17 protein-coding genes are annotated in these 23,102 nt (G+C 42.7%); 5 read left to right on the top strand and 12 right to left on the bottom strand.

Translation table 11 applies throughout. The features are described from left to right. Positions 1 to 127 precede the first annotated feature (127 nt). Complete coding sequence (locus PU629_RS03625; protein ID WP_275282917.1) at positions 128 to 2,887, top strand: PAS domain S-box protein; 2,760 nt, start codon at positions 128 to 130, stop codon at positions 2,885 to 2,887. 707 nt (positions 2,888 to 3,594) lie between these two features. On the opposite strand, the gene pdxA is transcribed toward PU629_RS03625, so the two are convergent. From pdxA to PU629_RS03595, 6 genes are all read right to left on the bottom strand, one after another. Continuing rightward, on the bottom strand, positions 3,595 to 4,596 hold the full coding sequence (gene pdxA, locus PU629_RS03620) for a 4-hydroxythreonine-4-phosphate dehydrogenase PdxA (protein ID WP_275282916.1): 1,002 nt from the start codon (positions 4,594 to 4,596) through the stop codon (positions 3,595 to 3,597). Positions 4,597 to 4,601: 5 nt separating this feature from the next. Beyond that, positions 4,602 to 5,894, bottom strand: coding sequence for a four-carbon acid sugar kinase family protein (locus PU629_RS03615; protein ID WP_275282915.1), 1,293 nt, complete (start codon positions 5,892 to 5,894; stop codon positions 4,602 to 4,604). 30 nt (positions 5,895 to 5,924) lie between these two features. After that, entirely contained in the window at positions 5,925 to 6,887 is a 963-nt protein-coding gene (locus PU629_RS03610) for a 2-keto-3-deoxygluconate permease (RefSeq protein WP_275282914.1), read from the bottom strand. A 1,088-nt stretch (positions 6,888 to 7,975) separates the two neighbouring features. After that, positions 7,976 to 9,673, bottom strand: a complete 1,698-nt coding sequence (locus PU629_RS03605) for a PrpR N-terminal domain-containing protein (RefSeq protein ID WP_275282913.1) — start codon at positions 9,671 to 9,673, stop codon at positions 7,976 to 7,978. A gap of 367 nt (positions 9,674 to 10,040) precedes the next feature. Continuing rightward, a complete protein-coding gene (locus PU629_RS03600) occupies positions 10,041 to 11,321 on the bottom strand; it encodes an MFS transporter (protein ID WP_275282912.1) in 1,281 nt (426 codons plus the stop codon). Positions 11,322 to 11,434: 113 nt separating this feature from the next. Further along, a complete protein-coding gene (locus PU629_RS03595) occupies positions 11,435 to 11,980 on the bottom strand; it encodes a D-lyxose/D-mannose family sugar isomerase (RefSeq protein ID WP_275282911.1) in 546 nt (181 codons plus the stop codon). Positions 11,981 to 12,419: 439 nt separating this feature from the next. On the opposite strand from PU629_RS03595, the gene PU629_RS03590 reads away from it, so the two are divergent. Beyond that, a complete protein-coding gene (locus PU629_RS03590; protein ID WP_275282910.1) occupies positions 12,420 to 13,454 on the top strand; it encodes a zinc-dependent alcohol dehydrogenase in 1,035 nt (344 codons plus the stop codon). Continuing rightward, positions 13,455 to 13,910, top strand: coding sequence for an HIT family protein (locus PU629_RS03585; protein ID WP_275282909.1), 456 nt, complete (start codon positions 13,455 to 13,457; stop codon positions 13,908 to 13,910). A 175-nt stretch (positions 13,911 to 14,085) separates the two neighbouring features. Here the strand turns inward: PU629_RS03585 and PU629_RS03580 are convergent, their stop codons facing one another. From PU629_RS03580 to PU629_RS03565, 4 genes are all read right to left on the bottom strand, one after another. Further along, on the bottom strand, positions 14,086 to 14,964 hold the full coding sequence (locus PU629_RS03580) for an AraC family transcriptional regulator (protein ID WP_275282908.1): 879 nt from the start codon (positions 14,962 to 14,964) through the stop codon (positions 14,086 to 14,088). A 220-nt stretch (positions 14,965 to 15,184) separates the two neighbouring features. Beyond that, entirely contained in the window at positions 15,185 to 16,135 is a 951-nt protein-coding gene (locus PU629_RS03575; protein WP_275282907.1) for a cation diffusion facilitator family transporter, read from the bottom strand. A 24-nt stretch (positions 16,136 to 16,159) separates the two neighbouring features. Further along, the gene (locus PU629_RS03570) at positions 16,160 to 16,492 is read right to left on the bottom strand and encodes an ArsR/SmtB family transcription factor (protein ID WP_275282906.1); all 333 of its coding nucleotides are present in this window, start codon (positions 16,490 to 16,492) and stop codon (positions 16,160 to 16,162) included. Positions 16,493 to 16,855: 363 nt separating this feature from the next. Further along, complete coding sequence (locus tag PU629_RS03565) at positions 16,856 to 17,824, bottom strand: helix-turn-helix transcriptional regulator (RefSeq protein WP_275282905.1); 969 nt, start codon at positions 17,822 to 17,824, stop codon at positions 16,856 to 16,858. Between the two features lie 109 nt (positions 17,825 to 17,933). Between PU629_RS03565 and PU629_RS03560 the strand changes: the two genes are divergently transcribed. Together PU629_RS03560 and PU629_RS03555 are read left to right on the top strand one after the other, a co-directional pair. Further along, positions 17,934 to 18,416 (top strand): GyrI-like domain-containing protein, encoded by a 483-nt coding sequence (locus PU629_RS03560; protein WP_275282904.1) that lies wholly within the window; start codon positions 17,934 to 17,936, stop codon positions 18,414 to 18,416. Between the two features lie 335 nt (positions 18,417 to 18,751). Then, positions 18,752 to 21,010, top strand: coding sequence for an excinuclease ABC subunit UvrA (locus PU629_RS03555; RefSeq protein WP_275282903.1), 2,259 nt, complete (start codon positions 18,752 to 18,754; stop codon positions 21,008 to 21,010). A 388-nt stretch (positions 21,011 to 21,398) separates the two neighbouring features. Here PU629_RS03555 and PU629_RS03550 read toward each other — a convergent pair whose 3' ends face one another. Further along, on the bottom strand, positions 21,399 to 21,947 hold the full coding sequence (locus PU629_RS03550; protein WP_275282902.1) for a sortase: 549 nt from the start codon (positions 21,945 to 21,947) through the stop codon (positions 21,399 to 21,401). An 81-nt stretch (positions 21,948 to 22,028) separates the two neighbouring features. Beyond that, positions 22,029 to 23,093, bottom strand: a complete 1,065-nt coding sequence (locus PU629_RS03545; protein ID WP_275282901.1) for a cohesin domain-containing protein — start codon at positions 23,091 to 23,093, stop codon at positions 22,029 to 22,031. Between the last annotated feature and the right edge of the window lie 9 nt (positions 23,094 to 23,102).

The following is a 23,102-nucleotide window of genomic DNA, read 5'->3' as shown; positions in this document are numbered from 1 at the left end:
TTAATGAGTAACGTTTCACGATTTAGAATCGAAATAAAGAGAAAGCCCTGTACGAGAGTCAGGGATTTGAGGAGCCACAGGTCTTTAGGTACGAGGACATCTGGATTGGCTAAGGAGAACTGAGACAATGAATTTAAGGCTAAAAGAAATATCGATTGAGACCTTCAAATCTATTATCGAATACAACCCAGATGCCATCTTTATTTTATCTATAGATGGAATAATTATTGAAATCAATCAAGCAACCCTTAAACTGTTTGGATATAGAAAAGAAGAGATCCAAGGCATCCATTATGAAGAGCTTATTGTTCCTGAATATATAGAGGAAACTCGTTTATATTTTAATCAAGTACTTGAAGGCCACTCTCCAGAATATGAAACCCAATTACTTCACAAAAATGGTTCAAAGGTTTACTTACAAGTGAAAAACATCCCATTATGGGAGAATGGTGAAATTATTGGCGTGTTTGGCGTGGCTAAAGACATAACGGAGCTCCGTCACACAACAGATACTTTGCATGAAATGGAAGAGCGAATGAGATCCCTTTTTTATTCTACAGGGGATGCCATTGACATTTTGGATGTGAATGGACATGTGGTCGATGTGAATCCCGCATTTGAAAAACTGTATGGATGGAATCGGGAAGAATTAATAGGAAAGCCTTTGCCTAATATACCTGAGTTTCGTTATAAGCAACAAGAAGACATGGTAGCGGGCGTTGATCAGAGGTGTGTGAACAAAATGGAAACATTTCGCACCAATAAAGACGGTCAATTGATTGCGGTCGATTTAACCTTCTCCCCTTTTGTTGATAAAAACGGTCAGGTACTAGGAGCCGCAGAGATTACCCGGGATATTACAGAGCGAAAACAATTACAAAACTCATTAAAAGAAAGTGAAGAACGCTACCGAAGAGTTGTCGAATATTCACCAAAAGGGATTGTGATTCATCGAGATGGACACATTCTCTTTGCGAATCCATATGCTTTGAAATTGGCAAACGAAGATCATTTAGTCGGACAATCTATTTATTCCTATCTCCATCCTGACTTTTTTAAAATTTCAGAAGATCGGATCTCCCATGCTAAAATTGGGAAAGAGATGCCAAGAATAGAAGAAAGAATCATTCGGAAGGACGGAGAGATTCTGGACGTTGAAATTGGCGGTGTCGGTATCCAATATGACGGTCAACCCGCTACCTTAGTTATCTTGGAAGATATTACAGATAGAAAAAAGGTGGAAAAGGCCTTACAAGAAAGTGAAAAACGATACAAACGACTGGTTGAGCTTTCACCAGAGCCCATCATTGTCCATCAAGATGGCTATATTCAATATGCCAATCCTGCCTGCGTTAAATTATTAGGAGCGGCTTCCTTATCAGACTTAGAAGGAAAGAACATTATTGATTTTTCCCCTCCCGAATTTAAAGGATTAGTAGATGAGCGAATTCAAGATTTAGACCGAACAGGAATACTGGTCGCCCCTACGGAAGAGAAGCTCTTAAGGTTAGATGGCACCTTAATCGATGTAGAGGTTACAGGGATATCCTTGGACTATAACGGGAAACCGTCCTATTTAATGATGGTTCATGATTTAACGAGAAGAAGGCAATCAGAAGAGGCGCTGCGTCATAGTGAAGAACAATATCGGTTGATTGCTGAAAACATGTCCGACCTGTTAGGGGTCTTGGATTTAGAAGGAAGGGTCCTATACGCCTCCCTCTCTCATGAACATGTCTTAGGTCTTTCTCCTGAAGAATATCAGGGGAACTTGGCCCGTGATGCCGCCCACCCCGATGATGTGTTGAAAGTCCAGCAATTCTTTGACGAGGCTGTTACAACGAAAGAAAATGTGAGCAAAGAATTCCGCTTAAAAAATTTAAAAAACAACCAGTATCTATGGTTTGAAGCCAGAGGAAACCCTATTTATGATGAAAACGGCAATATTCTTCATATTTTGGTCGTGGCAAGAAACATAAACGATCGAAAGCATTCAGAGGAAGCTCTACGAGAAAGCGAAGAGCGCTATCGGTTGATTGCCGACAATATAACAGATTTTGTATGCCTTATCAGTCAAGACGGCTATTTTAAATACGCTTCACCCTCTCATGAAACCGTATTAGGATTCCCCTTACAGGTCTATGAAGGAAGGCGGGCAGGAGATTGGGTACATCCCGATGATATAGAAGCGATTAGAAAACAGCTGCAAATCGTTTTACGTACGAAAGAAATAGGGAAATTTGAGTACCGATTCCGAGATTGTAAGGGTAATTGGATATGGTTTGAAGCAAAAGTCACACCTGTCTTCTTGGAGAATGGTCAATTTGAGCATTTCCTCATCGTCTCCAGAGAAATCATGGAAAGAAAAATGTATGAGGAAAAGTTAAATCATTTTGCCTATCACGATACCTTAACAGGACTTCCCAACCGAAGAATGTTTAAAGACCGATTGAACCAAGCAATAAAAGAAGCGGAGCGTTACAGACGAAAGCTGGCCGTCATGTTCATGGATATGGATAAATTTAAACAAATCAACGATACCTTTGGGCATGATGTTGGCGATGAGTTGCTGAAGCAGTTTGCGAAAAGGGTGCGAGGCAGTCTCCGAGATGGCGATACCCTATCTAGGCTAGGTGGTGATGAATTTATTATCCTCCTCCCCGAAATCCAAAAAGAGCAAGATGTCTTACACATTGCTCACCGGATTATCGATTCCTTCCAACAACCTTGGGAAATCGGCGAACATGTCTTGCATACCACCTCAAGCATAGGCATCGCTTTTTATCCTGAAAATGGGACTAATAGACACGAACTAATGAAACACGCCGACATCGCACTCTACAGAGCAAAAGAAAACGGAAGAAACAACTATAACATCTTCTCCTGAAACGCGGGGAAACGCGGGGGGGAAACGCGGGGACGGTTCTCTCGTTTCACTGGGACGCAGGTGGGAGGAAACGCGGGGACGGTTCTACCGTTTCACTCGAGAAGCGGAATAGATAGTGAAACAGGGTGAGCAAACCTCGTTTGCTCACCCTGTTCATTGGAAGCCAGGCCTTTTTCGTGGGCAACCAACCTTTCCCCACCATTTTCCCGGCTGCGGCCTCTGTTTTCGTGGGCAACCAACTCTTGCACACCATTTTCCCGGCTGCGGCCTCTGTTTTCGTGGGCAAACCTCCCTTGCACACCATTTTCCGAGTGGCGGCCTCCTTTTTTTTTGTAGGTAAGCCTCCCTTGCACACCATTTTCCGAGCTACAGCCCCTTTTTTTGTAGGTAAGCCTCCCTTGCACACCATTTTCCGAGCTACAGCCCCTTTTTTTGTAGGTAAGCCTCCCTTGCACACCATTTTCCGAGCGGCGGCCTTTTTCATGGGTAAGCCTCGCTTTCGTTCCTTATTCCCTGCGTTTCACCCAGGCGTTCCACAAAAAAAACCCAACAGACAGCGTTTCCTGTCAGTTAGGCCTTCTTTCTTGCAAAAAATTATAGCGAGCTAAAAAACTTCAACTGTTTCATTCGATTTCCGGATGAAACGGGAGATCCGTCCCTGCGTTTCAACCCGCCCAACGGTGAAACGGGAGATCCGTCCCCGCGGTTCACTTAGGGGCGAGTTCGACGGCTTGGCGGAGGGCTTCCATCATGCTTTTTTCTTCGACGATGCCTTTTCCGGCGATGTCGAAGGCGGTTCCGTGGTCGACGCTTGTGCGGATGATGGGAAGGCCGACGGTGATGTTGACGCCGGCGTCAAGGCCGAGAACTTTTACTGGGCCGTGTCCTTGGTCGTGGTACATGGCAACGACGATGTCAAAGTCGCCGCGGACCGTGCGGAAGAACAAGGTGTCGGCTGGGAGCGGCCCGACAACATTAATGCCTTCAGCTTGAGCACGTTCTACGCCGGGAACGACCTTTTCTTCTTCTTCACCGTAGCCAAAGAGACCATTCTCACCGGCATGCGGGTTGATTCCGCAAACGGCTATTTTTGGATTGGCGATTCCAGATTTCGTCAGGGTTTCATGAGCGAGTTTGATTACGCGATACACGCGTTCAGGATTGATCATATTAACGGCATCGATAATCCCAACGTGGGTGGTCACATGAATAACTTTTAAGTTAGGGGCAGACAGCATCATGGAAAACTCTTTGGTGTTGGTGAGTTCAGCCAAGATTTCGGTATGTCCTGGGTAGATGTGCCCGCCTTTATGCAAGGCTGCTTTATTAAGTGGTGCGGTACAAATGGCACTGATAAGCTTGTGATTGGCTAGGTCAATCGCTTTTGCCAAATATTCAAAAGCCGCATGTCCTGCTTCGGCGGATACTTGACCAAGCGGAAGATCGGCGCTGACGAGATCGAGATCAAGACAATAGACGGTTCCAAATTCAAACGGGAGCGTCTCAATTTGATCCTCTGTAATGCTCTCAAATTTCAAAGCTGTGTTCACATAGCTTTGAGCGCGTTCTAAGATTTTAAGGTCGCCGATCACGACAGGGCGACAGATGTCATAAATCTCTTTATTTTTAAGGCTTTTTAAGATGACTTCAGGGCCAACCCCTGCGGCATCCCCCATTGTAATTCCGATAACAGGCTTCGTTTGATTCATGATACTCATCCCTTCTGACTCATATAGATCAAGACATTTTTTAATGACTCTTCGTTTCCAAAACCACCGGACTTAGTGACCGTCCAAAAAGTTCTCGAAACCGTTTCGCTGCTTAATTCCCCGAGTGGTAACCCAATTTCTATTTCTGTATATAACTTCAGTTTTGTCATATTAAGATGATTGCAGATCGCTTTCGCTGTGTCGCCTCCGGTGAGGATCAGGCCTTTAATCTCCGGCATCGCAATGACTGCGACTTTAGCGATTTTGCCAAGTTCCTCAGAGATCGCTTCACTAATTTGCGTTTTGCATAAGACAAGCTCTTGCTCCAATCGTTTGGTCGCTTCTCTATTATTAGCCGAGGAATCGACAAACAATACAAAGTTCTGCTTATCAGAATGCTCGAGAAGCTCGTCAATGATCGCTTTTAACGAATACGTGCTCTTCACCAATTCAACGGGATCGAGTTCAATAAAATAGGTATTGGACATCGTTCTGACGGTTTCCAGCTGCCGCTTCGTCACGTTTGATAGACTGGCAGAAACGGTGAGCGTCTTAGAAAGGGCAAGCCCGCTCTGTTCACACATCGTCGTTTTCTTGAGGTGCAAAGCTTCCGGTAAAAACTCAATAAGTCCAGCTGACCCGGCCCACACCGTTCTTTTATTAAGACTGCCAAAAACAGAAACAATCGCTTTTAAATCCGCATCGGTTTTAGCATCACACACAAACCAAACACGGCCTTGATTTACTTTTTCCAAAACGAGCGCTCTTAAATGATCCTTATCCCCATTTAGAAGCTCACGATCAATGAGACAAATCGGGTCATCGGTTCCTTGTTTTAAAAGATTCGGAATGGAGCTCTCGATGACAGGCGTCTTGGGATCCTTGCCAAATTCCGTTTCTGAAACAAGCTCGCCATGGACGTATTGGTGCCCGTTAATGGTTTGACGATTCATTTTTGGGAAGGCGGGTGCGACGACCACCAACTCCGGACTATGAACAGAAACAACTGCCGATAATTCGGCAGCTACGTTTCCTCGCAAAGTAGAATCCATTTTTTTATAGACATGCTCATAGCCTTGATTTTTAAAAACCGTACAAGCTTCATAGATTTTGTTATAGGCAGCTTTTTCATTGATTGCACGACTATCGGTATCGATAATCGCAACATCCTCGGTTGCTTGGATCGATGTCTCATTGAAGTCTAAGAAAACCGTTGAGGATATCCCGATCTTCGACAGCTGAACGCCCGCATCATTGGCGCCTGTTAAATCATCGGCAATAATGTAAAAACGTTGCATGTTCATTACACCTTCATTCTCTGCTGATAGTTACCCTCTTACACTCCGACGTTCCGAACGTCTGGCAATCCAAGTTGTCAAAATCGGTGTTAAAATGGCCGTTACAATAATCGCTGCGGTTACTTGAAGCGTAGCCGTTGCGGCAATTTTGCTATAACCGGTGTAGACAGCGGCTACTGCCATCGGTACAGCGGCTGCATTTCCTGCCGTTGAGGAAGCGGCCACACCCGCAACACCATTCCCACCTGTTACACGGTCAATGGTGAACAAGACGATACCTGTGATCACGACAACAGCTAAGCCAAGAATAACACCTGAAAATCCTGCTTTTACAACGTTGGTTAGATTAATACCTGCACCAAGAGCCAATGAAAACATAGGAATGATGACGTCTTGGGCTTTACCTAAGAATTCACGCATTTTATCATCAAGGTTTCCAAGAATCATCCCGATAATTAAAGGAAGGATGGCAAAAACGAAAGCAAGAACCGGGAATTTAGCTAATCCAGCGACACCTAGAATTAACATCGTGAAGAAAGGGCCGGATTCAAGTGACATGATCGAGTAAGCAGCCACGTCTTCTGCCTTTTTGCCAAGCTGTCCCATAAGCGCCATATAAAGACCACCGTTAGAATCGGAAAAAGCAGCAACAATGGCGAGCGCGGACAACCCTAGGAAGAGGTTGTTTTGATCTGGAAAAATTAGTTTTATTAAAAGGGCAATGATAAAGGCGGTTCCAATTTTACCAATCCATAAGCTAACCCCTTTTTTAAGGATGTAGCCGGTCGCTTGGAAGCGAATGGTTGAACCTAAACAAATGTAAAATGCGGCTAGCAAAGCACCAGAGCCGGTTAAGAGTTCACCGGTAAAAGAACTTTGAAATTCAGGTAAATCGAAAATGCCTGGAAAGAAGGTACGAATAAGAGCTCCAATTAAAAGTGGGATGAGCATCATCCCGCCTGGAACTTTGTCAATAGCGGCCTTAATTCTCATTATATCATCTCCTGTGTTGTAAAATTAAACGATTTGATTATTGGAATCGATTACATTTTTTATTTTAACCGTTTACAACAAAATATGCAACGGTTTCATTTAAAAATATTGTCGAAACTTGAAAAACGTTGCATTTTAAAACACCATTAACCCATGGCTCTTCGCCCTCGGTGTGAAATGGGCGAAAGTGATTGATGCAGAGCTTCGGTGGACATGTCCATCCGCCAGCTTATAGCTCTTTCCCCCGTTGTGAACTAAAAGAAAGCACACAGAGCTTCTGCTAACAGGTTCACTTCAAAGGTGCAAACAATTAACTATCAAAGTAAATCGCACGGGTTTCACATAGTCATTCACCGTGCGATTTTTATTGTAATATCAATGTTTATGGACCATTTCATCCGAAAATCACCGATCAAATCACAGTTTAATTTACATGGGTGGAAATAATTATTGGCGGTGTGTGAATTAACCGGTAATTGAGCAAGTGAAAGGTAGGGGGATTACCAAGTCATTTGGATATATAGGTTAAAATAAAAGTTAGATTATCGAATTGTTCTTAAAGTAAAAAACGGACTGAACAAGAAATTTTAGCGTCACCTGTGATCGTTGAAATAAGCGGAGATTTTTCCGTTATCAACCAAAGTAGGGTTCAGTTCGTCGTAAATAAGCGGAGTTTTTCCGTTTAAACAAAAAGAAATGACCAATTTTCATGTTTTTTGAGTCAATAGTCGGAATTTCTCCGTCTATTTTAGCTATTTTTGGTGCTGATTTCTAAATAAGCGGAATTTCTCCGCTTATTTAGAAAGTTCACTCTAGCCATTTAACGAAATAGGTAATCGATTGCCTTTTATGAAAGTAAAACAACCGAATCTCAAAAGATTCGGTTGTTTTGACGTTTACTAGTCTTTTCTTTCTGTGATTTTATTGTGAATAGTAGCGTGATTTAAGGTGATAATTAGAGTTTTGCACCTCACAAGTAAACCCGTTAAGCTTCTGCGGGCATGCTCTCACGATGCCGTTCTTCGATAGTCATAAAAAAAGATCACAGGCTCTCGATTTCACGAGGATACCTATGATCCGATTTTTTCCTAATCATCACTTTTCAACTTCCGCCAGAGGGTTGAGCGATTAATTTGAAGACGTTTCGCTGCTTTAGTTTGATTATACCCCTCTTGTTCGAGGACTTTTTCAATAATTCGTTTCTCGATGCTCTCTAATGATCCGCTCAACAAATCCAGCGGCACATCCGCCGACTCTGCCTGTTTTCGTTCCAACAGCCGCTTAATCAGTTGTTCCTGAATGACATATTCATTTTCCATCAGCACCGCGTCTTTAATAACGGCCCTTAATTCCTCTACATTCCCCGGCCAATGATAGTGAGATAATAGAGCCAAGCCCTTATCATTGATGCGAACTGCCGAGGTCCCTAACGTTTGATTAAAATGAAGGATAAAGGACGTCACCAGTTCCTTCAGATCTTCCTTTCTTTCTGCAAGGGCTGGAATCGGAATGCGGATGATATCATCTTTATAAATTTTCACTTCCCAAAGAGAGGCTTCTTCTATCGTCGAAAAAATAAGCACTTTCCCGCTATCCTTTAAAGCAGCCAGACGACGGCCTAATTCATCCCTTAACAGTTCGTCCAGGAGTTCAATCGAATGAATATAAAGCGTTAGGATATCCGGATCGATTTGCTCGAGCTTCAGGCGAATGGCATCCTCTGCCTTAACGGAGGCAAATAAGCCATTGCCTTGGAATTTGTGAAAATGGATGTACTGAGCAATCAATTCCTTGCCTGTCCCTCTCTGTCCAATCAAAGCAAATTGGTCATAAGACAGATAGCGATTGATCATGTTCAGGCAGGTCGTCATCGCCTCACTTTGGTGAATCACCATCGGTCGAGAAATGACGTTCACCTTTAAAAGCTCCTCCGCTGCCTCAGCATGTTTTAAACGGGTGCATTCGCAGACAAGCAGTGTGCCTCTTTCGGTCTCCACCTTCGTTTTGACTAACTTCAGGTGTTCCCCGTTTGTGCCATCGGTCTGAACCACCTCTCGTTTTTTGGCATCCGATAGAAAGGTCACGGATTGAGGAGAAAAAGGTCTCTCGGAGAAGGTCTTCCATTGTTCATAGACCACTTCACCCGCTTCGGAGAGCACCATAAAATCACCCGCCGTCACTTGTAAAAGCGTCCTTAGCCCGTCGATCTCTTGTTTTCGCTTAACCAGCCACTTTGAAACCATTTTTGCTTCTTTAAACGCATCCAGAATTGCCTCTCGCCCCGATTGAATGAGGATGCCCAAAAGCCCCAGTTTGTTAGCGGCTTCAAAGGTCACGACGTCCCCCATGATGAGTTCATAGCCCTCTTGCTTTAATTGAGCCAACAGCGGCTCCGTCTCGGCCTCATCATTAATCGTAAACGTATCAATAGGGATTTCCAAAAGGTCAATAATCGCTTTGGCTCCAAGCGTGATGTTTGGGAAACCAACAATTGCTTTTTTTCGAGGAAAATCATTCGCAATCGTCAAGACGCGGAGCATATCATAGCCCGAAACCGGCACATCAATAACAGGAAGATCAATCGCCTCGCCAATGAGCTTCGCGGTTCCGCCACGACTAATAATGACGTCCACCCCTTGCTCCTCCGCCTCTTTAGCAAGCGCCACCCCTTCTTGCAAATTCCCAACCTTTATACGAAGATCAAGACCATTCTCGTCCCTTAAACAATCCATAATCAACGGTTCCATCGCCGCATAAGGCGCTATAAACAAAGCCGTAATCATCATCAACACCACACCACTATCCCTATAATCTCTAGTTCTGTCTTAGCACATATTAAGTCGGAATGCAATTGGAACGCGAGGAAACGCAGGGACGGTTCTCGCGTTTCACTTTGCTGGCGCGCGGGTGAAACGCAAGATCCGTCCCCGTGTCCCATGCTGGCGCGCGGGTGAAACGCAAGATCCGTCCCCGTGTCCCTTTGCTGGCGCGCGGGTGAAACGCAAGATCCGTCCCCGTGTCCCATGCTGGCGCGCGGGTGAAACGCGAGATCCCGTCCCCGTGTCCCTTTGCTGGCGCGCGGGTGAAACGCGAGATCCGTCCCCGTGTCCCTTTGCTGGCGCGCGGGTGAAACGCAAGATCCGTCCCCGTATCCTACACGGCTTTGGTCTGCGCTACTTTTGGTTTGGAAACAGATGTAGCAAGTGGGAGGATGACAAGGCCAGATATAACTAGGCATAAAGCATTAAATATAGTACCAAACATGAAGTGACCGCTTGATTGAATGAGGAATCCGACAATAAATGGTCCGAAGAAGCCACCTAGATTTGCTATTCCGTTTATAAATCCAACGGTTCCACCTAAGTTTTCTGACGTAAATATAGCAGCTGGAATAGCCCAAACTACTCCATTATAAGAGTTCATTGTCCCAACAGCGAGTATTGTAACGATCAAACTCCATACTGGATGAGAGGCGCCTAATAATACAGAAACGATCAAAAGAACTGCACCAATTAGAAGCGGAAAAGAAGCATGTTTGATTCGTTCACCCGTTTTATCTGAATGCTTTGAGTTGAGAATGATCCCGATCATCGCAGCAATCCATGGCAATGCGGTTAAATAACCAACCCCTACACTTCCTTGGTGACTAAAGCTCTTTACTATAGTTGGTAACCACATGCTAACTCCGTAATAGCCAATTTGTTCAAAAAACAGGTAAGACAATAAAATCCAAACGCGTTTGTCACGTATTGCCTTAGGATAAGATATTTTTTCACTTCCAGTATTTATAGCCTTTTGTTCTTTTTCTAGTTCTGTAAGTATATATGATCGTTCTTCTTCTGAAAGCCACTTTGCTTGCTTAGGATCGTCAGAAATGAAGATCCACCAAATAATGGCCCATACCAATGGCAAAGCACCTTCTATAAAAAATAAATATCGCCAGTTGAAAAGATACAATATCCAGCCTGATAACGGTGCCATTATAATTGATCCAATGGCTTGACAGAGAATCCAGTAGCCAGTTGCTCTAGCTCTTTCTTTATTAGGGAACCATTTACTAAATAAAACGATGACGGAAGGGAAAACGCCGCCTTCTGCTAGTCCTAAGAGAAATCTTGCCGTTAACAGTTCAGTTAAGTTTTGCACCAATCCGGTGAGCATTGCAAATATTCCCCAAATAATTAGTAAATAAAACACAATTTTCTTTGGGCTCATTCGTGATGCCATATAGCCGCCAGCCATTTGCGTAAAGAGATAACCGAAAAATAATATTCCTGTAACTAGACCCGATACGGTAGCACCAAAACCCAAATCCTTTTCCATACCTGAAAAAGCAAAACTCACGTTTGATTTATCAATATAAGCAATCGTGTACATTAATAAGGCTACCGGTATAATACGAACCCAACGCTTTGAAGGTATGCTTTTACCCATTCGTTTGCACCTCAATCCCCTTTAATAACTGAATATTACAAATAAAATTAACAGATTTGTTGCCTTGTTTGTTTTTCTTTTTGCAACACCCACGATTCTTACTCCTTAAGGTTTCAGTCCGAGACAACAGGCATTCTATTTATTCTTGGATCTATAAAACGATCATTTTCGTCTGTACTGGTTGATGAGAATTCCGAAACAATGGCTCCTTCATCCCCCGCCTGGAACCAATGGGCCGTGTGCGGAGGAATAGTATATTGTTCACCAGGATTCAGCACAATTTCATTCCAAACAGTTAAGTATTCACTATATCCATCAGGGATTATGGCTTTGGGATCTTCCGTTTTTAAACCTGGAACATATAAATAGACCGTTCCTTTCCGACAGCGGAACGTTTCTTCTTTACCAAGAACTCCATTTACTGAAGGGTGAAGATGTTCAGGGCAGGTTTGTCTCGGTAGTAAAATAAGTTCCTTTGCACAATATCGATCGGTATTTACATAGACAACCAATTGTAAACCAAGCTCCCGAATTCGACCTAAGCCAAAATCCGCCACTTCGAATGACTCTATTTCTTGCGGGGAAAGGACGATGCTAGCTTTCTCAAGGTAACTTAGTGCTTCTTCTCTTATTTGTTCATATTCCTGTCTGCTTATCATTTTTGTAACCCCTTTCACTATCTTTGCCATAATTTTAGTCTATACGCATGGAATAAGGCTATATCGGAAACCCATATTTTATTATCGAAAACTCAGATGTTTATTATTTCGACTTTTTATCACTTATGGAACGGGTTACTTGATCGTTCCTATAAGACTCCACGGCTATAACTTTCCATACTCCCCTCATATGTATGGAACCTATAAAAAGGCTATTAATGTATTCGAATTGAGTTTTTATAGGACTTTTCCAATATGGACACATCCGGTTAAAAGACAGCCGATGGAGTGACATCACGTGTTTGGAAATTAAACTTATGACTTTTGATTAAGTTTAAATGAGTTTTCGGCATGGAAAATTAACAGTCTTTCTCCTAAACTTTTAATATCACAAGCAACAGAAGAGATTTAACAACACTTTATTTTGGAGGTTTTATAGATGGTACGAAAAATGACCGTTCCGCCAATGGAATTAGTAGAAACTGAAGGTCCCGACACCCAAATTTGCGCTGTTATGAAAGACATTGGTTCCATAAGCATTCAGAGGGCTCTTATCCCAGAACCTAGTGAAGAAGAAGTCAGAATTAAGGTGAAATGGGTTGGAATCTGTGGAAGTGACCTCGAGGTTTACCGTGGGGCACGTGAACCAGAATTCCTTACTTATCCTACCCGCCTAGGTCATGAAGTGGCTGGCATTATAGATAAGGTTGGGGAAAATGTGATTGGTTTAAAAGAGGGAGATCACGTTGCGTTACGTTATGTATGGGGAGCATTTGCAGAGTATGTTTGCTGCAGCCCATTTGCAGTCAAGGTCTTACCAAAGGATTTTCCTTTAATAGAAGCATCCCTAATAGAGGTATTACCCCCTCTCATTCATACCGCTGAACGCGCTGAAATTTCACCAAATAAAAATGTCCTGATTATGGGTCAAGGTGTTAGTGGCCTCGCAATGACACAAGTTATTAGCCTTTTCAGTCCGAGAAATCTTGTCGTTACAGATCTATTCGACGAAAAATTGGAACTCGCAAAAAAATATGGAGCAACACATACTTATAAACTACCTTCATCTGATACAAAAACAATGGATATAGTAGGAAAAGACTTTCCAGACGGTTTTGATGTCGTAATCCCTTGCCTTTTAGAGGGGGCCGGGATGGTGGATGCCATTGATGCAGCTGCCCAAAACGGGCGTATTGTCATGTATGGGTGTATTGGAACGAGCCATATGCCAATTGATTTCTTTAAAGTTCACAAAAAACGTTTAGACATTTTGTCTACCGAGCCCAAGCGTGACATTGATAATAGAAGATTCTTCGAGGAAGGATTACGCCTTGTAATGGATGGTCTAGTGAACACCAAAGAAACCATTACACATATTTTCCCTCTTGAAAAAATAGAAGAAGCTTTTAAAGTACGAGATGAACGAAGCGGGAAAACCATTCATGTGATGATTGATTGTGAGGTAAAACCTTAAATGCTTAAATCGCTTGGAACTACTACGAATGAACATCTAGATTGCTTTTACTGCTGCAAGAATCAAGAACTTGAACGTATAATGATTGAGGTCAAAAAGTTAAACGTATCCACCCTCTATTTGAACAAAGACCAAAGCCATAAAGGCCGATGCATCCTTGCCTATGACAAGCATGCTACGGAGATCTTCCAATTGGATGATCAAGAGCTTCAGTTCTTTATGAAAGATGTCTCCAATGCAGCCCAAACACTACACGAAGTCTTTCAGCCAGATAAGATTAATTATGCGATTTATGGTGACCTTGTTTCCCATCTGCATGTTCATCTTGTTCCGAAATACGCGGGCTCACTTGAATGGGGAGAAGCTTTTGTAAACTCTCCACTTAATAAAAAACTATTAGATCAAGCTAGTTATCAAGAAATCCTCGAAATCATCCAAAAAAATTTACATCACTAGATTTGTGTTTGAAAGGATGTGGCTCCTGATGTAATCATCAGGGGTCTTTTTTATACCCATCACCCCCTAATAGTCAATGGCTTTATGACCTAGAAACCCCTACTAATAACTCAGTTCTTATTTTAACTATCTAGGTTGACGTTGATAGCTCCCTTTTCGCCCTTCACTAAAAGCTTCAGATGTTTTCAGTAGTTGTGATAACCGGCTGGGAAGTTATCATAAAATCTTGTTCGAGAATAATATCTTTTCCAACAACAGTCCGCATTTGTTCACGAATTTTACTAGGAGACTTCCCATAGCGTTCCACACAAAGCCTTGATAAATATTGGGGGGTTAATCCAATCAAATCTGCAATTTCCGAAATGGAATGGGATGAAAATTCAAGGTATTCCTTCGCCTTTTCAATACGGAGAGTTTGCAAATACTGCATCGGTGTCGTCCCTAAGTTCTTTTTAAATAGTTCAATTAGATAATGAGGATGAAAGCCAAAATGATCCGCCATTTCTTTCAAATTAATGGTTGACGAAAGATTTTGCTTTAAATATTGGACCATCGGAAAGCCTTCATTCGATTCACTGATAGTCACTGGGACCTGATTAGACTTATTTTCAGTTAATTTATCCTGTAGAATTTTTAGCAAGATTCCTTTAAATCCAACATCAACTCTGAAGGGCACTAGATCATTGGCTTCCTTCAAATTTAAACTTGAAAGTTGTACTAATTCCTTAAATAAGGAAACATTATCAAATTGGACGCCCCCATCCCATTCACTTTTCATGATGGTCTCTTCAAGTTCTTCCGATAATGAAAACTTAATATCTATTGTGATCGAATCATTTATAAAGCTGAAACTATGCTGAACTCCCTTTTTAAATAGATAACAGTGCTTTGAACTTATAGGATACAACTGCCCATTGCATTTAACAGTACCTTCTCCTTCAATAATTAACAGTAACTGATAGAAATCATGAGCATGCTCCTTTATACCACTATTTCTTGAGTAATCTATACGGGCTATCCATAAGACCTCTAACTGTCTATCTCTTAATTTCATTTGGATTGACCTTCCTCTCGGGGGATCCATTATTTCATACGGAATACTCTAAAGATGAAAATGGGTATTTCAATGAATGACTATTGGAAACGCGAGAACCGTCCCCGCGTTTCACCCCCGCGTTTCACCGCAGTCACAGAACTCCTTTTTTTGGAATGCCTTCCTCGTTCGTGATGGTTTCTCTCTTTTTATAATTGATCTCATTCTACCCCACCATTAATTAATGATGGTGATCATGCATGGCGTCGTTGTTACAGAGGATTGATTCGTCGTGCAAATGGGAAGGATCTTCAGTTTGAATAGTTACATGACCAATCCCTAGGTGAATTAATCGATGCTCGATTTCACGCAACAGTTGTTGAGATTCTTCAACCATCATTTTCCCATCAACAACAACGTGGCAAGAAAGTGCGTTCCGTCCGCTTGTAATCGTCCAAACATGTAAGTCGTGGACATGCTGAATGCCTTTTACAGATAAGATGGCGTTTACCACTTTGGGAATTTCAATACCACTAGGAGTTCCCTCCATCAAAATGCTGACCGTTTGTTTAATAATTTTCCAAGCGCCAAATGCGATGAGCAAAGCAATAAGCACGCTCAAAATGGGATCTATGACGTACCAATGAGTAAAGGCAATGACGATACCCCCAACAATAACACCAGCAGAAGCCGCAGCGTCTCCTAACATATGCAAAACAGCACTTTTGACATTAATGTTCTCTTCATGACGCATACCTAATCCAAGATAGAGATTCATGGCTAATCCCACTCCAGCACTAATAAACATCCAAGTGGGAGTCACATGCTCTGGATTTTGAAAACGATGCACGGCTTCCCATAGAATCCAAAGTGTAATTAGAATTAGCGTTATTCCGTTAATAAAAGCCGCTAATATTCCCGCACGATAATACCCGAATGTCATCCCTTCATTGGCGGGCTTTTCAGATTGCTTCATAGCATACCAAGACAGACCGATTGCCCCTATGTCAGTCAATACATGCCCCGCGTCCGACAACAGAGCCAGACTGTGTGAAATCAGCCCTCCAATAAATTCTACAATTAAAATGACGGCTGTTAGAAAAAAGGCAAGCTTCATTTTTCCAGCCGGTGCATGAGAGTGGAATACATCCCCATGATCGTGATCATGATCGTGATTGTGACTTTGTTCCATATTAAATCTCCTTTTTTTAAGAATTTAATCGTGACAGGCATGCTCAATTGCTTGTGTCAAAAGGTTGATAATATGCTGGTCATCATTAGAATAAAACATCGTCGTTCCTTCTCTTCTAAACTTGACCAAACGGAGATTTTTCAAAAAGCTCAACTGGTGCGATACGGTGGATTGGTGAAGTCCTAATACCTCAGCGATCTCATTTACTGAACATTCCTTTTGGGAAAGTAAAAATAGAATCCTTATTCTTGTGTTATCCGATAAGGCTTTAAAAGTTTGAGAAACTATAAAAAGAGTTTCCTCATTCAATACTTTGAATGAATTCGTTTTATTCTTTTCATCTTCATCGAAATTCATTTATAATCTCCTTTCATAAATTTATGAACATTTAACCTTCTCCTTTTAATATATGCTCATATGCACATATAGTCAATAAGAGCATAGGCCCTTCTTTTGCAGGAGACGTGCTAACGGAGATAGGTGGCCGGCTGCCGAACGGATCAGGTGGCCGCGGTTGTAGGTCAGAAGTGGCTGCGCGCGCTAAAAGGTCAAGTGGTCGCAGTTGCAAGTCCGAAGTGGTATTTTCTTTATAAACACCTCATAAGCTCCCTCCCTGCCATTTTACATTTCCCAACTCTTTTTTAAATACAATTTGACTGTCTTATATTACTGAATGAAACGCGAGAACCGTCCCCGTGTTTCAAAGGAACGGGTAGCTATTCAACAATTGCCCCTATATAAGTGTAATCTCTCTTGTAAACCTGCTAGGACTTTTTCTGGCATTTCCCTTACCTTCATATCCTCACCTAAGAAAAGGAGCCAATTTACTATTTCGGTTATTTCTTCAGAATTATTAACATGGATAAAAGTCTTGAGCACGGCAGTACTGTGATAAGGATTCGTATAGGAAAGTGTTACTTTTATAGGATGGTATTTTTTGAACTGAGCGATCGCTTTTGGTCCCAGCTCAATGACAAGGTTGATAACTTTTTCCTGCTTTCTAACTTTTTCTAAAATCTCTTGCTCAGTTACTCTTTTTTTTGACGAGTAAGGCGTGACATCCTGGAGTTGGTTGACTGAAAAGATCTTTTTCTTTTCTTCTTTTAAGTCGTACCCTTCAATTAACCAATGACTTTTCTCCCGATAAAGGTGCAGGAGATAAATAGGATAAGACTTTATGGCCTTCTCTTCGTCAATTGTAATCCATAAATATCTATCCAAAAGAAGGGTTTGAATGAATTTTTCTAAAATAGGATGAGGGGTATCTGATAGATCAAGTATGTCGGGATTATGGGGGTTGGTCCCTTCAAAGAGCAAGATTTGATTGAGCAGGACGAGATTCTCTTGCTGGTTTTCTGAGATGAGGCTAAGTAATTTTTCTGCTAAAGATTGGCGACTCTTTAAATAAGGCAACTGTTGATTTCGAGTAGCCATAAAGGCAATAAAAAGCGCTTTGACCTCATTATCGGTAAAGCGGACTTCTGGCAGGACAGAGTTGGTCATGACAAAATATCCCCCATCCCTTCCGACTTCAGAAACAAGCGGCATCCCCATGGCTTCGATCTCTTTGATATCTCTGATCGCTGTCGAACGAGAGATGTTAAATTCTTGCATGATTTCAGAAATTGTAAAGTGAGCACGGTTGTTGATATACCGCATGATGACATTAATCCGTTCAACTTTTTTCATAGACACTCCTAAACAGTATCGTTTTTTGACATGATTTAAGTATATATTATAATTATCGAATGAAGCGGACAAGTCATTTGGTTAATTTTAAAAAAGGACGGTTTTAAAAATGGCAAATTATACTCTAGAAGAAAAAGACAGCTTTACCGTGATCGGCTTAGGCACTGAACTTAAGAGCCATTACACTGATTTTGCTGGATTGAACAAGGAAAAAATAGAGTTTTGGCAAGCGGTAAGCGCTGATGGAACACTTGATGCTTTAAAAGCCATAGCCAAAAATGACTACATTTTTGCCGTTAATGAGGCAATCAATGGCAAGATGATGCATCATGCTGGCGTCTTAGCAGAACCATCGGCGGCACCTGAAAATGCGAAAGTAATTCAATTTCCTAAGGGAGATTACGTTGTTGTTAAAGGGGAAGCCAAAACATTTGATGAATTGAATAATCAGCTTCCTGCCATTGCCTTTGGACAAGCCTTAGCAGAGTTAAATGATTATGCCTATGTTGGTGGGCCAAATACAATGGTTATGATGGGGCATCGAAACGGTTTAGTTTTTGGGGAAATGTGGATTCCTGTTGTGAAGAAATAAAGATATAGAAATGCATTTATAAAAAAAGGACAAAAAAGGGCAGTGCGATCATCACTTTGAGTTGAATTCGCTCTGCTTTTTCACATTTTTTAAGCAGTCCAAGATAGCTGAAAAATACGCATGAGTTTGTCAGTTACATGTTCACTCAATACAATGTGTACGGTACAAAGGATTCAGGTACTCCCTCAGAAAAGATAAGAATCATAACTCCCAGGTGTTGTGCTAGTATAAAAATATAGGCAATAAGAGAATCCATTGTATTAAAAACGGGATATCAATCTCCTAAGTGGCGTTTCATTTGATAAAGATCTAAAAAGAGTAAAGGAAGCTATCATATGACCCAAGAATTTATAGAAATCCGCGGTGCCCGAGAAAACAACCTTAAAAATGTCTCTTTGCGTATTCCCAAGCGCACGATCACTATTTTTACCGGTGTGTCCGGTTCTGGCAAATCGTCGATCGTTTTCGATACGATTGCCGCTGAATCTCAGCGTCTGCTGAACGAAAACTTCAGTACGTTCGTCCGTAACTTTCTGCCACGCGTTCCACAACCGGATGCAGACGCCATTGAAAATCTTAGCATGGCGGTTATCGTTGACCAGAAACGCTTGGGCGGCGGTTCTCATTCCACGATGGGCACAATTACCGATATCTCCCCTCTTCTTCGTCTTCTCTACTCCCGAGTGGGGCGTCCCTATGTCGGTCCTGCTTCTATGTTTTCGTTTAACGACCCTCTAGGTATGTGTCCGGAATGCAATGGGACCGGCCGCAGGATGCGAGTCGACATGAGTAGGGCTTTGGACATGTCAAAGTCCTTGAATGAAGGAGCAATCAGGCTGCCCGGATATGGAGCGAATAGTATGGAAATGAATATGCTCGTGAACTTGGGCTTCGATCTCGATAAAAAGTTAAGTGATTTTTCCGCAGAGGAACTGGAGCAACTACTATATAGTAAGGCGAGAAAAGTACCTACGAATTTTGGCGGGAAGACAGTGAATCTTACCGTGGAAGGCGTTATCGAAAAGTTCACCAATAAATACATTAAAAAGGACCTGAAGGCGTATTCAGAGCGTACACAACAAACGGTCGCGCCGTTCATCTCAGAAGGACTCTGCCCCAGCTGTCTTGGTGCGAGACTCAGTCAAGCTGCGCTTAACTGCAGAATTAATGGGCGCAACATTGCTGAGCTGTCCTCTATGGAGGTCGGACAGCTTATCCGTGTCATTCAGGAGATTGATGAGGCGGCGGCCGCGCCTGTCGTCAAACCACTGATCGATCGGCTGCAGCATTTGGTTGATATCGGACTTGACTACTTAACTCTGGACCGTGAGACAGATACATTGTCCGGCGGTGAATCGCAGCGCGTTAAGATGGTGAAGCACCTGAGCGGCAGTCTGGTGGATGTCACTTATATCTTCGATGAGCCAAGCGTTGGCTTGCATCCTCGTGACGTGCACCGGTTAAATGGAGTGCTTCAAAACCTGCGCGACAAGGGTAATACGGTGATTGTCGTCGAGCATGATCCCGATGTCATCAAGGTGGCGGATCACATTGTTGATGTCGGACCCTACGCCGGGAGCCGAGGCGGTACCATCGTCTATGAAGGAAGTTATGAAGGTCTGCTTTCGTCAGACACACTGACAGGCAACTATATGAATCGGCCGCTTCAGCTGAAGCATGAATGCAGACAACCAACTGGCAACTTGTCTGTCCAAGATGCTTCACTGCATAACCTGCAGAACGTTTCTGTAGATATTCCAACCGGTGCGCTGACCGTCGTTACCGGTGTCGCCGGATCGGGCAAGAGTACATTAATAAATGAAGTGTTCCTCAGCCAACATCCAGATGCCATCATCATCGACCAATCGGCAGTAGGGGTATCCACTCGGTCAAATCCCGCGACCTATACGGGCATGATGGATGATGTACGAAAAGCATTTGCTTCCGCGAACAAAGTCAACGCAAGTCTATTCAGCTTCAACTCCAAGGGGGCTTGCGAGAACTGCCACGGACTTGGCGTTGTGTCTATAGACTTGGCCTACCTCGACAGTGTGGAGGTGCCATGTGAAGTATGCGGAGGAAAAAGGTTCAAGGAAGAGGTGCTCGCCTACAAGCTCAACGGTAAGTCCATTGCAGACGTGTTAGAAATGACTGTCGAAGAATCCCTAAACTTTTTTCAATTAAAAGCGGTTGTGAAGAAGCTCCAGGCAATGAAGGATGTGGGGCTCGATTATCTAACACTGGGCCAGCCGCTCAGTACGCTCTCAGGCGGGGAATGTCAGCGTATCAAGCTAGCAAGTGAACTGCATAAGAAAGGGAGCATCTACGTGATGGACGAGCCTACGACCGGTCTGCACATGTCAGATATCAGTCACCTCCTCGAGATCATGAACCGACTTGTGGACGAAGGCAATACGGTGATTGTGATCGAGCACAACCTTGATGTGATCAGTCAAGCTGATTGGATCATTGACATGGGACCAGACGGGGGCAGCAAAGGCGGCCAGGTGATCTTCGAGGGCACGCCTTCGATGATCATCCATGCGGAGCAGTCGAAAACAGGACAATACTTGATGCAACATCTCAATGGGTGAACTTACGTATATGAAACTAGGGCTGCCAGTAGAATCGGCAGCCTTACCTTAAGAAACGGGCATTTAACAGGACAACGAAATTATCCATCTATAAGACGATTGCATTCTAAATGCTCGTCTTTTCGTATTTAACCCATCCTACTATTCCATCAATAATTGGGCGCTCTTCCACGTCAGGAAGAGCGTCTTATCTTAGTTATCTTTAGGTCCAAATTACGTAGACACCTCTTACGTAGTAAATGCCTCATTCCGTATCATAAAAAAAAGACCGATTAAACAATCAGTCTTTTAGTGCCAAAATTGTACGAACCTGTCTCTTCTCAGCTCCAAAGTCTGGAGAGGCACGCAGAGTCTGGTCTGAATGAAACGGAAGAACCGTCCCCGTGTTTCACTTAGCTAGAACGACGAGGCGGTCGCTGGGTAGATAGGTGCATGTTAGCAAGGTGAGTAGGGTTTGGCCTTTTGTATCTTGATTAAGCGGGGCAGTGTCTGTATCTTTGACGCTATATTTTTTGATGACATGATAGGTTTTCTTATGTCCGGCTAGATCCTCTATGATAATTTTATCTGAGATTTTTATCCCTTTTAGCTTCCCAAAGAAGTCGCCATTTTTCATATCATGCCCCGCTAATACCAAATTACCCTTTTGATTGATCGCTGGTCCCGCTAGCTTAGTGATGGATATTGCCAAATTCTTATCTGTTGTTTTGTTCAGGATAACATAATTAATGGATAAGGAAGGAATCTTGATTTCCCCAATCATATCGGTGTTCTTGGGGATCGTTTTTGTTTGAATAGCTGTATCAAACTGTTTTTCGAGTTTCATCCTTATCGAATGATTAACCCTGTCTTCATATATCCGATGAAGACGCCAGTACACCAATACAGCCAATATTAAAACCAATACAGTTATAATAATCGAAACCGTTTTTTTCATTTTCTCTACCTACTAGAAAAGTAGAGAGGCACAGTCTCACTCAAGTGCCCCTCTACTAGTATTTTTCCTTACTTTCTACTTTTAATCTTGAGTCATGCGCTTTTTTCGATAGTAGATGACTAGAGTGATCAGAATAGCCGCTGTTACAGCACCTATCCCTATATTTAAATAGCGATCAATATAAGAATCATCCCCTGTTTTTGGCAAGGTCTTAACATGGGTCCCATTACTGGAATCGGTTTGACTCGTTCCAGTACTAGCATGGGTCCCCTTACCGGAATCGGTCTGATTATTAACTGTGGTCTGATCCTTTTCTCTCGTCACTTTAATTGTATAATCTTTGGATGTTCCATCTTGGGCCTGTACATTAATTTTAAATGTGTTGTCCCCTGTTTCCAAAGAATACTGATCAGTAGCAGGCTTACCATTAATAGTAACAGTTGAATGGGCATCCTCCGCCTTTGTCGCAATCGAGATAGAATCGACCGAATGGGCTACTGACGCCTTGTAGGTGTCAACAGTCTTTGAGAAAGCAGGAGTTAGCTTACCATTACTTAACTGGAGGCTTGATAGATCGGCGTTGCTTGATTTTGCCGTTGTCAATTGACCATTTTCCACCTCAACATTAAGAGGATGGTTCGATACATCCGAAAAACTTAACGATTCTTTATTAGAGGAATCGACTGTTAAAGGATTAGCTCCTAATTTTTTGCCATCCTTAATCTTAAACTCTACCGTAAAAAGAGTGGTTGTTTCTGTAATCGGATGATCACCCGCGGTTGTATCTGCCCATGCCGTCCGCAAATACCCTTTTGAATTATCATAAGATGACCAGAAACAGCCTTCCTTGTTTTGGGAGCAAGCAGCGGTGTCCCCGCTGCCATATCCCTCTTTTATCCCCACAACTTCAAGAGCCGATGAGTCATAATTAAGTTCAACTCCGTAAGCCGCAATCCCCTTGTTTGGCTTATTGATCTTGACAGGGACATCAACGGTATCGCCGACATATCCTTTCACATTCCCAATGGTCATGGTTAGATCAGGGGCTGATGTGTTCACTGCCGCCTCAGATTTCAAAGGGTGCACAAGGACAGCGACGAGCAAGGCTAATGCCATGAGTTTTATTACATTCACTGCTAGTTTCATATATTAACC

The sequence above is a fragment of the Pullulanibacillus sp. KACC 23026 genome (assembly GCF_029094525.1).
Taxonomy (GTDB): Bacteria; Bacillota; Bacilli; order Bacillales; family Sporolactobacillaceae; genus KACC-23026.
The sequence above is the reverse complement of the archived record's forward strand: the minus strand, read 5'-3'. Positions and strand labels throughout refer to the sequence as shown.

Bases quoted from the DNA above. Each gene is read 5' to 3' on its own strand.
- PU629_RS03585 (WP_275282909.1), top strand. From the start codon at position 13,455: ATGCTTAAATCGCTTGGAACTACTACGAATGAACATCTAGATTGCTTT.
- PU629_RS03575 (WP_275282907.1), bottom strand. From the start codon at position 16,135: ATGGAACAAAGTCACAATCACGATCATGATCACGATCATGGGGATGTA.
- PU629_RS03580 (WP_275282908.1), bottom strand. From the start codon at position 14,964: ATGAAATTAAGAGATAGACAGTTAGAGGTCTTATGGATAGCCCGTATA.
- PU629_RS03560 (WP_275282904.1), top strand. From the start codon at position 17,934: ATGGCAAATTATACTCTAGAAGAAAAAGACAGCTTTACCGTGATCGGC.
- PU629_RS03590 (WP_275282910.1), top strand. From the start codon at position 12,420: ATGGTACGAAAAATGACCGTTCCGCCAATGGAATTAGTAGAAACTGAA.
- PU629_RS03605 (WP_275282913.1), bottom strand. From the start codon at position 9,673: ATGATGATTACGGCTTTGTTTATAGCGCCTTATGCGGCGATGGAACCG.
- PU629_RS03610 (WP_275282914.1), bottom strand. From the start codon at position 6,887: ATGAGAATTAAGGCCGCTATTGACAAAGTTCCAGGCGGGATGATGCTC.
- PU629_RS03545 (WP_275282901.1), bottom strand. From the start codon at position 23,093: ATGAAACTAGCAGTGAATGTAATAAAACTCATGGCATTAGCCTTGCTC.
- PU629_RS03565 (WP_275282905.1), bottom strand. From the start codon at position 17,824: ATGAAAAAAGTTGAACGGATTAATGTCATCATGCGGTATATCAACAAC.
- PU629_RS03570 (WP_275282906.1), bottom strand. From the start codon at position 16,492: ATGAATTTCGATGAAGATGAAAAGAATAAAACGAATTCATTCAAAGTA.
- PU629_RS03555 (WP_275282903.1), top strand. From the start codon at position 18,752: ATGACCCAAGAATTTATAGAAATCCGCGGTGCCCGAGAAAACAACCTT.
- PU629_RS03615 (WP_275282915.1), bottom strand. From the start codon at position 5,894: ATGCAACGTTTTTACATTATTGCCGATGATTTAACAGGCGCCAATGAT.
- PU629_RS03595 (WP_275282911.1), bottom strand. From the start codon at position 11,980: ATGATAAGCAGACAGGAATATGAACAAATAAGAGAAGAAGCACTAAGT.
- PU629_RS03550 (WP_275282902.1), bottom strand. From the start codon at position 21,947: ATGAAAAAAACGGTTTCGATTATTATAACTGTATTGGTTTTAATATTG.
- PU629_RS03625 (WP_275282917.1), top strand. From the start codon at position 128: ATGAATTTAAGGCTAAAAGAAATATCGATTGAGACCTTCAAATCTATT.
- PU629_RS03600 (WP_275282912.1), bottom strand. From the start codon at position 11,321: ATGGGTAAAAGCATACCTTCAAAGCGTTGGGTTCGTATTATACCGGTA.
- pdxA (WP_275282916.1), bottom strand. From the start codon at position 4,596: ATGAATCAAACGAAGCCTGTTATCGGAATTACAATGGGGGATGCCGCA.